The organism is Bifidobacterium sp. 7101, from assembly GCF_000499285.1.
GTDB classification, from domain to species: Bacteria; Actinomycetota; Actinomycetes; order Actinomycetales; family Bifidobacteriaceae; genus Bombiscardovia; species Bombiscardovia apis_A.
The window spans coordinates 47,342-60,088 of record NZ_AWUN01000007.1 but is presented as its reverse complement, the minus strand read 5'-3'; the positions used below and the strand labels follow the sequence as shown (position 1 = coordinate 60,088).

Here is a 12,747-nt window from a genome sequence, read left to right as displayed (position 1 = left end):
GATGGATTCCGTCCTCACTCATATACGATGAAACCAACATCGGACACATGCCTGCCCTATCGCCTCCAGCCTTGAGTGGGCATTCACAATCAGCTGACCGGTCTGGGCCAGTAAGGAAGGGTGGCTATACTCAGGCCGGACGTAAGTCCCGGGAGGATGCAGCCAATCCGAGTGGAGCAGGCCAGTGCCGTGATCCCCCGGACAGACAAGAAGGAGGTGCCTGGCGGTGAAGACCGTGTTGGCCATCTTCAGGCGAGATCTCTGGCGGATACTGCGCAACCCTGTGGCCCTGGTCGTGACCATCGGCGTGGCCGTGCTGCCCTCCCTCTATGCCTGGTTCAACATCATGGCCCTCTGGGATCCCTACAGCAATGTCAAGAACCTCCCTGTGGCGGTTGTCAGCATGGATCGAGGGGCGCAATCCGCGGAAACCGGCAGGATCAACGCCGGTAGATCAGTCATTCAGGAGCTGCGCGGCAACAAAAGCCTGGGTTGGAAGTTCATGGATGATGACCAGAGGGCCATCGACGAGGTCCACTCGGGCCAGTGCTATGCGGCCATCATCATCCCTGAACGGTTCAGCGCCGACCTGGTCGGCATCGTCGAGGGGACCGGGAACAGGCCTGCTCTGAACTATTACGTCAATGAGAAGAAGAACGCCATCGCCCCCAAGGTGACCGACACCGGCGCATCCACCATCGACCAGGAGATCAACACGGTCTTCGTCTCGGCCGTCAGCGATGCCCTGGCCGGGAAGGTCCTGCAGACCGCTGGCGATGCCCAGGGTGCGGCCGAGCAGAGCCGCAGCCAGGTGGTGGGCGACCTGGGGGACATCATCGGCCAGCTGGATCGGACGGACGGCCAGCTTGACCGAATCGGTTCCACCATGGGTCAGGCTCGTCAGACCGTAGCCGGTTCCAAAGACGACATCAAGAACCTGCAGAGTCAGATATCGGCCACCCAGGCCACCCTGAGCAAGGCCCAGGACCACATGACCAGGACCCGCGATGACAGTCTTCGTTTCTCCTCTGCCCTGAACCAGGCCCTGGCGGACGGGTCGGTACGACTGTCCAGTGCGGTCACTGATGTGAATACGGTGGCAGGCGGAATCACCGCCGATCTGAACGCCACCCAGGACAAGGTGGACCGGGTCAATTCCGGCCTGGGTCAGTTGGTCGATGCCAACGGGAAGGCCGTGGACCGGCTCCAGTCTGGTCTGGACCAGTCCGGGCTACATCCCGGGGATCCGGCCTATGAGAGCATCCAGCGGCAGATCGACGATCTGAAAAAGGCCAACCAGCAGCAGAAAGCATCCTTGGATGCCTTCAAGAAGAACTCCTCGACGGCCCTGAATTCGGGCAAGCAGGCCGCATCAGACCTGAGCTCGGCCATGACCGACACCGGCGACACAGGCATCAAGGCCCTGACTGCGGCCAGCCAAAGCCTGACGGGGACCACCATGCCCAACCTCCTTACCGGGCTGGATAACCTCAACGCCTCCAACGGCTCGCTCCAGGGCGCCCTGAACAGCCTGGCCACCACGGCCGCCCAGACTGATGCCCTGCTGGACCAGCTGGATTCCACCATCAGCCAGGCCCAGTCGACCCTGTCCACCACCAGGGCTTCCCTGGCCTCGGTCAGGTCCGACCTGGAGGGGGTTCGCACCGATGTGGCGGCCCTGGGGTCCTCGGCCGCCTGGAACCGGATGTCCCAGACCCTGGGGTTGAGCCCGGAATCCTTTGGGAAGGCCATGGCCTCGCCGGTGGAGCTGGCCTCGCACACGGTTTATCCGGTCAGCAACTACGGGTCATCCGTGGCGCCCTTCTATACCAATCTGGCCCTCTGGGTGGGCGGGTTCATCCTGATAGCCATCTACAAGCTGGAGGTCGACAAGGAGGGTATCCGCAAGTGTACCGCCACCCAGGCCTACCTGGGCCGCTGGCTTCTCTTGGTCTTCGTCGGCTTCTTCCAGGCGCTGATTGCTACAGTGGGCGACCTGATGCTGGGCATCCAATGCCATCAGCCGGCCCTGTTCGTCCTGGCCGGGGTCTTCGCCTCCTTCGTCTACATCAACATCATCTATGCTCTGGCCGCCTCCTTCAGGCACATCGGCAAGGCCCTGGCCGTGGTTCTGGTCATCCTGCAGATACCCGGCTCATCGGGCATGTATCCCATCGAGATGATGCCTGACTTCTTCCGTAATCTGAACCCATGGCTGCCCTTCACCTACGGAATCAATGCCATGCGTGAGACCATCGGGGGCATGTACGGCAACCACTATTGGCAGGACATGCTCCACATCTTCTGGTACCTGCCGGCGGCCCTTCTGATTGGACTGGTGGTGCGGCGGTACCTGCTCAACCTGAATGCCCTCTTCGACCGTCGGCTGGGCGCCACCGACCTGATGCTGACCGAGCAGAACCATTCTGCTGACCGTCGTCTGAGCTTGGGCAGCCTGGCCCGTTCCATCCTGGGCGAGGGCGACTACCGTGCCGTCATAAGGCGGCGGGCGCATCGCTTCCTAGCCCTCTATCCAACGCTGATTCGGGCTGGCCTGGCCCTGGTTCTGCTGCCGGTGCTTTTCCTCATCCTGCTGTTCAGCACCGAGGCCAAGATCGTCATGCTGATCGCCTGCATCGCCTCCATCGTCCTGATCGATGCCTACCTGATCATCGTCGAGTACATCTGCGACAGCTATGTGCAGCAGCTGGGTCTGACCGAGCGTCCCGGCATGGACTTCCACACCCTGATTCGCCCGCGCAGGCAGGGTCCCTCGGCCGTGACCAGGCTGACCACGGCTGTGCGCGAATCAGTCATGAACCACGATGAGGAAGACGCTCACGAGGACGGTGACCGCTGATGAGGAACATTTGGAGGATCCTGCGCAAGGACCTGGCCGATGCCACCAGCAACGTCATCGCCATCATCGTCCTGATGGGCCTGATCATCGTCCCGGCCCTCTATGCCTGGTTCAACATCGCCGCCAGCTGGGACCCCTATAAGAACACCAAGGCCATCAAGGTGGCCGTGGCCAACACCGACAAGGGGTACAAGTCCGACCTGATCCCGGTCAAGATCAACGTGGGGGAGACGGTCACCAGTACCCTGCGGGCCAACGACCAGCTGGACTGGAGGTTCGTCAACCGCGACCAGGCCCTGGATGGGGTGCGCTCAGGCGAGTACTACGCCGCCATCGTCATCCCCAAGGATTTCAGCGCGGACATGATGACCCTCTTCTCGCAGGATGTGAAGCACGCCAACCTTGAGTACTACCTGAACGAAAAAAAGAACGCCATTGCGCCCCATGTCACCGAGCAGGGGGCCGACACCGTGGCCACGACCATCGACAAGACCTTCGTCAAGACCGTGGGGCAGGTGGGGATCGACCTGGCCAGCCAGGTTTTCACATACTCCCAGAGTCCCCAGGTCCAGGATTATCTGACCAGGACGACCGGCCACATCGACCAGATGTCGCAGCGGCTGACCACTGCCTCCAGCCAAGTGAATGCCTATGCGGGCCTTCTGGAATCCTCCGGAAAGATGATTGACTCCACCGGCAGGATCCTGGGCCGGTCCGACTCCGCCATGGCCGATGCCAGGAAGGCCCTGAACCAGGGAACCAAGGGGTCCAAGGATCTGGGCAAGTCACTCTCCGGGTCTGCCCAGGCGGTCGACGCTGCCCTTGACCAGGCCTCGGGCGCCTATGACACCATCGGTTCCAAGATCGACGACGCCTTCGACAAGGTGGGCCAGCAGAGCGATGTAGTCAGTAGCCAGCTGAATGATCTGAGCCAACGAATCAGAGACTCGGCGGCCGACTACGACGGGATGATCGCCAGCCTGGAAGATCTGCGAAGCACTGTGGAATCCGATGCCAATCTGACAGCGGAGCAGCGTCAGGCCCTGCTGACCGCCATCGATCAGGCTCAGGCCGGAATGCGCACAGCCCAGGCGGCCCAGCGCGACCTAGCCGACCGGATCAGCCAGGCCTCCCAGACAGCCAAGGAGGGCAAGGACAAGCTGGGCGGTCAGCGCCAGGACCTGAAGAACAGGATCGCCCAGGCGCGCGCCTCGGTAGACCAGGTCCGCACCCAGTATCGCAATGACCTAAAGCCCCGACTGGACGACCTGGCTTCCTCCATGAACACCGTGGTCACCTCGACCGACCGGTTGCTGACTGGTTTGGATGGAACCGTCAAGGGCGCCTCCGGGCTGACGGGCCCTATGACCAGTGACATCAGCCACGCCAAGGACCAGCTGGGGGAGATCTCCCAGCGCCTGGACCAGGCCTCCAAGCGGCTGACTGACCTGGGAGGACACCTGACCCAGGCTTCGCAGGGCAAGGATACACAGGAGGCCAAAACCCTGCTGAGCGGGGATTCCGAAACCCTGGCTGCGCTTCTGTCCTCGCCGGTCGGCATCCATCGGCATGCGGTCTTCCCCGTAATGAACTACGGGTCGGCCATGACCCCCTTCTACACCATCCTCTCCATCTGGGTGGGTGCCACCATTCTGGCGGCCATGATGAAGGTGGCCCTGTCCGACAAGAAGAAGGCCTTCGTTCTGCACCTGGACTCCCTGGAGGATGCCTGGAAGAGGGCCGATGACCTGGATGAGGATTCCGAGGACAGCCGCTCTTGGGGAGCCTTCCGCCCCGAGTCGCCAGGCAACGCCCGCCGCTTTGGGCTTCAGCTCTACCAGGAGTACTTCGGCAGATTTGCGGTCTTCGCCCTGATGGCCATCCTCCAGGGTTGCCTGATTGCACTGGGCGACCTCTTCTACCTGAAGGTTCAATGCGTCCATCCGCTGATGTTCGTGCTGGTGGCGGTCTTCGCCTCCTTTGTCTTCATGAATCTGATCTATACCCTGGTCGTCTCCTTCGGGGACATCGGCAAGGCCATCGCCGTCATCCTTCTGGTTATGCAGGTGGCTGGCTCGGGCGGCACCTTCCCCATGGAGACCCTGCCTGGCTTCTTCCAGGGGGTCTATCCCTTCCTGCCCTTTGTTCACGCCATCGGGGCCATGCAGTCGGCCGTTGCCGGAGCCTACGGCATGGAGTTCTGGCGGGAGATGGCCACCCTGGCACTCTTCCTGGTGCCCTCGCTGCTGTTGGGGCTGGTCCTGCGCAAGCCCGTCATCCGCTTCAACGATTGGATCGTCAGAAACCTCGAGAGCACCCGGCTCATGTAGGGCCGAGTCTGATAGCAGGTGGTATAGGGTGAGAGCATGAGCGTCCAACTGGTTGAGGAGCGCCGCTACGACTGGATCATGAAGGAGCGCGTCCTTCCTGACCTGGCCTCCTGTCGCAGTGAGGGATGGATGATCTCCCATGATGGCGGCGAGGATGGGGGAACCTTGTTGGACAAGGCCCATCTCAGCGGTGTGGACCCCTCCCGCCTGCTGCATTACGTCTGCTATGATAGGACGCTTTTCCGCCAGGGCGCGGTGGAGTCAGGATCGGCTCGTGTGCGTGGGGCCGTGATTATCTCTTTCGGTTTTTCGGAATTTGCCGACAAGTATCAGGAGATGGCCTGGTACTTCCTGATGCAGGGGTACTCCGTCTGCATTCCCGAGCATTGGGGACATGGTTTCTCTGGTCGTGGCGTGAACGATCCCAGCCTGATTTGGGTGGATCATTGGCATCGGTATGTGGCGGATTTGGCCGCCTTCTGCTCCCAGGTGGGTCAGCAGTATGCCCAGGACAAGCCCATGGTGCTCTATGCCCACTCCATGGGCGGCGGCGTGGCTGCGCGGATGCTGGAAACCTTCCCTTCCCTTATCGACAAAGCGGTCTTGTCATCACCCATGATTGCGCCGCGGACCGGGTTCATGCCCTCAGTGGCCTGGACGGCGACAAACGCCGCCTGCATGATGGGCCGCTCGCGCAGTATGGTTCCGGGATTCGGCCCATTCCGTCCCGAGCTGGACATGGGCAAGTACCCCAATGGCAGTCAGGCGCGGGTGGCCTGGACCCATAAGTTGCGGGCCAAGGAGCTGCACTACCAGACCAGCGCCGCCACCTTCGGCTGGGTCAGGGAGAGCCTGGAGATGAGCCGGGCCATACTGCGTCCCGACCGGTGCAGTCGGGTGGAGACGCCCATACTGCTTTTCCAGGCTCAGCCCGACCGGTTCGTGCTGCCGATGCCTCAGAACCGTTTTGTCGACCAGGTTCAGCAGGGCGGCTGTCAGGCCACGTTGGTCCGCATTCCTAACAGTATGCACGAGCTCTACCAGATGCCCGACAAGGTTCTGAGGCCTTACTTGGAGCGCATCTTCGACTTTTTCGACCAGCCCTGGCAGCTCGCTGACGACCGCTGATCAGTCGAAGAACGCGCAATCCTACTTGTTGAGCACCTTCTGAGGATCAGCGTCGAAGGTATCGACGCAGTTCTGCGAGCAGAAGTAGTAGGTCTTGCCCTGGTAGTCGCGCTTGGCCGCGGCAGTGTTGGGGTCAATGGACATGCCGCAGACCGGGTCGGTGACCTTGTCTGTTGCTGCTTGATTCTGCTGCATGTTGTCATGATGATGGAAGAGTCCCATCTCGTTTCCTTTCTCTTGGTTGTGTTCTTGGTGGGTGGAAATACTGAGGTCCCTGGTCAGGGCATCCATGTCGATTGGTTTGGTTTCCTTGACCGGCCTCGCCTTCAGGGGTGTATGCCGCAGCCGGTTGGCGTTGAGCACGACTGACAGGGAGGAGAAGGCCATGGCTGCGCCGGCGATCATGGGGTTGAGCAGGAGGCCGATGAAGGGGTAGAGTACGCCGGCGGCGATGGGGATGCCCAGGCCGTTGTACCCGAAGGCGAACCAGAGGTTCTGATGGATGTTGCGCATGGTCGCTGCTGAGAGGTCGATGGCCTTGACGGCCGCATTCAGGTCGCCTGAGACCAGGGTCACGTCGGCGGACTCGATGGCCACGTCCGTTCCGGTGCCGATGGCCATGCCCAGGTCGGCCTGGGCCAGTGCCGGGGCGTCGTTGATGCCGTCGCCGATCATGGCCACCTTGTGCCCTTGGGCCTGAAGAGCCTTGACGATGCTCGCCTTGTCCTCGGGATGAATCTGCGCCACCACCCGGGTGACTCCCACCTGGCTTCCGACCTGCTCGGCGGTGCCCTGGTTGTCGCCGGTCAGCATGATGGTCTGGATGTTACGCTCGTTCATGTCGTGGATGGCCTGCCTGGAACCGGCCTTGACCTGGTCGGTCACGGCCAGGACACCGGCAAGCCTGCCGTCGATGGCCACGAAGATGGTCGTGCGGCCCTGATCCTCCCAGCTGCGGACGGTGTCGAAGAGGGATTGCGCGCCTGCCTGGTTCGCTGTTTCATTCTCCAGTTCGATTCCCTTGCCTTCGAGTAGTCTGCGGTTGCCGACAAGGACATGCGAAGTGCCCTTGCTTCCGTTGAAAGATCCGGAGGAGAAGGTCGCATCGATGCCGGCGCCAGTGACCGAGTCGAAGTCTTTGGCTGGGACCAGCTCCAGGTTGCGGTCCTTTGCGGCCTGGACGATGGCCTGGGCCAGGGGGTGCTCGGAATTGCTCTCGGCGCTCGCGGCCGCCCTGATCAGTAGGTCCTCATCCAGCCCCCGCACGCTCAGGGCATCGGCCAGTTCAGGCCGGCCCTGAGTGATGGTGCCGGTCTTGTCAAGGACGATGGTATCGACGTCATGTGCTCCCTGCAGAGCCTCCGCCGACCGGTAGAGCACGCCGGCACGGGCGCCGCGTCCGGTGCCGATCGTCACGGACAGTGGGGTGGCCAGACCCAGGGCGCAGGGGCAGGCAATGACTAGGACGGAGACCGCCGCCACGATTCCGTATACTCCGCGCGGCATGGGGCCGAAGATCCACCAGGCTACGAAGGTCCAGAGCGCCACCAGGATGACCCCGGGGATGAAGATTGACGATATCCGGTCGGCCAGCTTCTGGATGGGTGCCTTGGATGTCTGGGCCGTTTTGACCAGCCGGATGATCTGGGCCAGAACCGTGTCCTGCCCTACTTGGGTGGCCCTGTAACGCAGGGAGCCCGTGCCGTTGACGGTGGCTCCGACCAGGGAATCGCCCTCCTGTTTGAGGACGGGCATGGGCTCGCCGGTCACCATGGATTCGTCCACCGAGGACGATCCGGAGATTACCTGGCCATCCACCGGCAGTTTCTCGCCCGGATGGACCTGAATCACATCTCCGACGACCACGTCGTCGACGGCGATCTCCTGGGTGGTCTCCCTGCCGTCCTGGCCGGTCCTCACCACGGTGGCGGTCTTGGGCCTGAGTCCGACAAGCGCGCGGATGGCATCGCCGGTGCCGCGCCGGGCTCGTGCCTCCAGGATCTGACCGAGGATCATCAGGGTAATGATGGTGCCCACGGCCTCATAGTAGGGTTCGCGACTTCCCTCAGGCAGGAGCTGTGGGGCCACGGTGACCACCAGCGAGTAGAGGAAGGCCGTGGCAGTGCCCAAGGCAACCAGGGAGTTCATCTCCGGGGCCCGGTGTGCCAAGGCCAGCCACCCGGTGCGGTGGATGGGCCAGCCTGAGTAGAACATGACCGGCAATATCAGGACCAGCTGGACCCAGGGGTTCATCAGAATGTGAGGCATGGGCAGAAACATGCCGAACATGGCCGGGATGAAAACCGGGAGCGTGAAGACCAGGGCCACGATGAACCGCTTGGTCAGGTCGTGGATTTCTGCCGTGCGCTCCTGATCCGCCTCGTCCTGTTCGCTGCCGCCCGTGGCCTGAGCGGGCTTGGCGGATTCGGCGGGTTCGGTTTGCGAATGTTCGGGCTGTGTCTCAGCGCTGCCGGTCGTCGGTCCGTCGGTGGCCCGGAGCATCCCGTGAAGCATGTTCATCCCGCAGGCAAAGGGGTAGTCGCCGGCCTTGGGCGGGGTCAGCTGGACGGTCGAGGTCTGGAAGGCAGGCAGGGTCTTGTCGATGTTGAAATCGTTGAAGACCACGTGCGAGGAGCATTCTCCGCTCTCCTGGCGGTCGAAGACCAGCTTGACCGGCCGCCCGGCCTGAACCTGGATCAGCTGAGGGCTGTATCCGCCCTTGACCGTGATGTGGACGGTCTGGACGCCGCCCTCATCCTTGGCCTGGGTGGCCTTTCTGGGCGCGAAGAAGTACCAGATGATGCCCGCCGTGATGGCCAGGGCTGCGATAAGGACCAGGATGCTGCTCATGTCGCCCACTATACCCCCCAGGGGTATACTGATAGTGAATTTCGAGATGGCTTTCATGGACCCGTGTCGGTGCTGGCTCCGCCATGAAGACCATGGGATGACAAGGAATGGAGTAAATCGTGCCCGGATATGCCAAGGACAAAAAACGGACCATTACCAGACTCCGGCGTGTCGAGGGCCAGGTCAGGGCCATTGAGCAGATGGTCGAGTCAGACACCTACTGCATCGACATCCTCACCCAGATTGCCGCCTCGACCAGTGCCTTGAAGTCAGTGGCCTTGACCCTGCTGGACGACCATATGGACCACTGCGTCCGCGAGGCCGCCGAAAAGGGAGGCGAAGAGGCCGACGAGAAGATGCAGGAGGCTTCCGAGGCCATCGCTCGCCTGGTTCGTTCCTAGCCCCCCCCCCCGTCCAGCCAGGTCTGATCGGCCCGAGAATAGCAGTCCATAAGCAACGGGTATAGGCATTCTTCCGGGAATCGTTGGACTTCCGCTTTTCTCCTGTTAGATTGAACCCCAACCCCGGGCCGTTCGGTCCTGGGGAGGAGAGCTCAATGAGGGAGAGGCAATGTCGGAAACAAGTTGGGATTGGGCGGCCCTGATAGTGGTCGTCATTCTCTTTGCAGGGCTGGCCCTGCTGAGCAGGAAGACCAAGGTCAACTTCAGTTGGCGAGTCATCATAGCGACGGTGTTGGGAATCCTTGTGGGTGTGGGCTTCTCCGGTCACACGACTTATGTGGGGGCATTCGGCAACGTCTGGTCCGAGGTCATCTCGGCCCTGGTGGTACCCCTCCTGCTTTTCAGCATCATTGCTAGTATCAGCCGCATCGGCGGGTCAGGTCGGTTGAAAAACATCAGTGTGAAGACCATCGTTCTGCTCCTGGTCAACACCTTCACAGCCGCCGTGATCGCCCTGGTTCTGGGGCTGCTCTTCCAGGTCGGCAAGGGGTTCAACCAGGCCTTGCCCAAGGGGGCCAAGCCTCACGAGGTGCCGGGAGTACTCGATACCCTGGTCGGTCTCTTCCCATCGAACCTGGCGGAAAACTGGGCCCAGAACCAGGTCATTCCTGTCGTGATCTTCGCCATCCTTTTGGCGGTCTCTCTGAACAAGGCCGCCTCCACCCCGCGCGGCGAGCAGAGTGTGGCCCCTTTCAAGGCTTTCGTTGAAGCCGGCAATGTGGTTCTGTCCAAGGCCACTCAAATCGTGGTTGGCTTCACCCCCTATGCGGTCCTGTCCTTGATCGCAGCCGCCATCGGTCGCAGCAATCTGAAAAGCCTTCTGCCCCTGCTGGCTGTTCTCTTGGTGGCCTACCTGGGTCTGGCCATTCAGCTCTTCCTGGTCCAACCCCTGATCCTGGCTCTGGTCGGCCGGGTCAATCCTCTGCCCTTCTTCCGCTCACTTTGGCCGGCGGGCGTGGTGGCCTTCACCTCCGAGAGCAGCATCGGCACCATTCCTGTCACGGTCCGTCAGCTGCGTTCTGCTGGCGTTCCCGAGGAGACGGCTTCCTTCGTGGCCAGCCTGGGAGCCAATCTGGGCATGCCTGGATGCGCCGGACTCTGGCCCGTTCTCCTGGCGGTCTTCGCCATCAATGCTCAGGGGATTCCTTACTCTCCCCTGCGTTTCGCCCTCCTGATCGTCTTTGCCCTGGTGGTTTCCGTGGGGACGGTGGGCGTGCCGGGTACAGCTACAATCACTGCCACCTCCCTCTTCACGGCGGCTGGACTGCCCGTACCCTTCATCGCTATCATGCAGCCTATTTCCCAGATCGTGGATATGGGCCGCACACTGGTGAACGTGGCTGGTGCAGCTAATACGGCTGTCATTGTGGCCAGGACCGAGAATGAACTGGACCTTGACCTCTACAAGGGTCGCAAGGTCTTCGACGACCAGGATATTGAATGACATCGAATGACTGGTCTCTATAACATTGCAAGCCGTATGGTCGGACAGCAGGCGGCAAGAGGATGAACCAGCCTGTCCCGACCTGTAGCTGTCGGGATATCGAGTAGTCCGAACAGCCACGGTTGCCATCGGACCAATAAAAAATGTCTTCGACCGACATCAGTCAGCCGAAGACATTTTCATTTCTTCGTGCGAACGGAGGGAGTTGAACCCTCACGAGCATCAGCTCACTGCCACCTGAAGACAGCGCGTCTACCATTCCGCCACGTTCGCAGACAACTGAAAAGGTTAGCACGGTTGTCTGCGCGGCGCAATAATGGCGTGTTTTGGTTCAGCCCTTGGATCCGTGGGCGTAGAACCGGGCCAGGGTCTCCTTCTTGTACTCGTCGAAGTAGCCGCCGTCGATGGACTGGCGGATTTCGTCCAGTAGCCTGACAAAGAAGCGTTCGTTGTGGATGGTGGCCAGGGTGTAGCCGTTGAGCTCATGGGCGCGAAGCAGATGGTCGATGTAGGCCCGGGAATAGTGGGTGCAGGTGTAGCAGTCGCAGTCCTCTTCGATGGGTCTGAAATCGGTCTTGAACTGGGCGCGCTTGATGTTCCAACGGCCGTCGCGGGTGAAGACGGCTCCGTTGCGGCCGCAGCGCGCCGGGGATACGCAGTCGAAGGTGTCCCCGCCGTTCTCCACGCCTGCAAAGATGTCGTCCACAGCGGCGATGCCCAGCACATGCCTGGGTCGGGATTCGGGCATTTCGTCGCAGATCCAGGCGCAGGTCTGCCCCAGCAGCCGTTTCTCTATGGCGCCCCCGATGCCCACACCGTCGAAGTCCAGGGAGGCGATCTGGCGGGCGGCGCGTCTTCGGAGGTCCTCATAGTTGGCCCCCTGCACCACGCCGAACAGGGCCTGGTAGGGCTTGCCGGTCCGCGCCTGGGTCAGCCTGTGGTGCTCCTCCACGCAGCGTTTGGCCCAACGGAAGGTGCGCTCCACTGACTGCTCCTGGTAGGTGCGGGTGTTCATCAGGGTGGTCAGCTCGTCGAAGGAGAACATGATGTCGGCGCCGATGCGGTGCTGGATGCCCATGGAGATCTCAGCCGAAAAGCGGTGCCGGTCGCCGTTGAGCGGGGACTTGAAGGTGACTCCGTCCTCGTCCACGAAGGCCAGGCGCTCCTTGCCTTCGGCGATTACCTGGTCCGACTTCATGCCGGTCACGTCCATGGCCAGGGTCTTCTTGAAGCCAGCCCCCAGCGAGAGCACCTGAAAACCGCCCGAGTCAGTGTAGGTGGGGCCGTCCCAGTTCATGAACCGGGCCAGGCCTCCGGCTTGGTCCAGGATGTCGGGGCCGGGGCGTTCGAACAGGTGGAAGGCGTTGGCCAGAAGGACCTGGGCGCCCAGCTGCCGCATCTGCTCGGGCAGGACGGCCTTCATGGCCGCCTGGGTGGCTACGGGAATGAATGCGGGGGTGTGGATGTCTCCGTGAGGAGTGTGGATGATGCCGGTGCGGCCGTAGCGGCGGCCATTACGTCCCAGGCCTTCCGGGCTGTCGGGCAGGCGGTTCAGGGTTTCGAATGAGAATGCGGCGCGGTCGCCGGGTCGCCCCGGCGTGGCTCCCAGCGGGTTGGTGATCAGGCTCATGGCTCCACTGTATCCAAGACATCCAACCGCCCATCTGCCGCCCT

7 protein-coding genes and 1 tRNA gene are annotated in these 12,747 nt (G+C 61.9%); 5 read left to right on the top strand and 3 right to left on the bottom strand.

Going from position 1 to position 12,747, the window contains the following annotated elements:
- Nucleotides 1-226 precede the first annotated feature (226 nt).
- Genes P272_RS0108160 through P272_RS0108150 form a run of 3 tightly spaced genes read left to right on the top strand, consistent with a single transcriptional unit; the run spans nucleotide 227 to nucleotide 6,318 of the window.
- Nucleotides 227-2,860: a YhgE/Pip domain-containing protein gene (locus P272_RS0108160; protein WP_029679042.1), complete on the top strand. Its 2,634-nt coding sequence runs from the start codon at nucleotides 227-229 to the stop codon at nucleotides 2,858-2,860.
- The gene (locus P272_RS0108155; protein ID WP_029679041.1) at nucleotides 2,860-5,190 is read left to right on the top strand and encodes a YhgE/Pip domain-containing protein; all 2,331 of its coding nucleotides are present in this window, start codon (nucleotides 2,860-2,862) and stop codon (nucleotides 5,188-5,190) included. The genes P272_RS0108160 and P272_RS0108155 overlap by 1 nt, the downstream gene beginning before the upstream one ends.
- 36 nt (nucleotides 5,191-5,226) lie before the next feature.
- Nucleotides 5,227-6,318, top strand: a complete 1,092-nt coding sequence (locus P272_RS0108150; protein ID WP_029679040.1) for an alpha/beta fold hydrolase — start codon at nucleotides 5,227-5,229, stop codon at nucleotides 6,316-6,318.
- A 21-nt stretch (nucleotides 6,319-6,339) separates the two neighbouring features.
- On the opposite strand, the gene P272_RS0108145 is transcribed toward P272_RS0108150, so the two are convergent.
- On the bottom strand, nucleotides 6,340-9,168 hold the full coding sequence (locus P272_RS0108145; protein WP_029679039.1) for a heavy metal translocating P-type ATPase: 2,829 nt from the start codon (nucleotides 9,166-9,168) through the stop codon (nucleotides 6,340-6,342).
- 119 nt (nucleotides 9,169-9,287) lie between these two features.
- On the opposite strand from P272_RS0108145, the gene P272_RS0108140 reads away from it, so the two are divergent.
- Nucleotides 9,288-9,569 carry a metal-sensitive transcriptional regulator gene (locus tag P272_RS0108140; RefSeq protein WP_029679038.1) on the top strand — a complete coding sequence of 94 codons (282 nt, stop codon included), beginning with the start codon at nucleotides 9,288-9,290 and terminating at the stop codon, nucleotides 9,567-9,569.
- Between the two features lie 169 nt (nucleotides 9,570-9,738).
- A complete protein-coding gene (locus P272_RS0108135; RefSeq protein WP_029679037.1) occupies nucleotides 9,739-11,073 on the top strand; it encodes a dicarboxylate/amino acid:cation symporter in 1,335 nt (444 codons plus the stop codon).
- A 190-nt stretch (nucleotides 11,074-11,263) separates the two neighbouring features.
- Here P272_RS0108135 and P272_RS0108130 read toward each other — a convergent pair.
- Both P272_RS0108130 and tgt read right to left on the bottom strand, forming a co-directional pair.
- Nucleotides 11,264-11,346, bottom strand: a tRNA-Leu gene (locus tag P272_RS0108130).
- Between the two features lie 58 nt (nucleotides 11,347-11,404).
- Nucleotides 11,405-12,703, bottom strand: coding sequence for a tRNA guanosine(34) transglycosylase Tgt (gene tgt / locus P272_RS0108125; protein ID WP_029679036.1), 1,299 nt, complete (start codon nucleotides 12,701-12,703; stop codon nucleotides 11,405-11,407).
- Nucleotides 12,704-12,747: the final 44 nt, after the last annotated feature.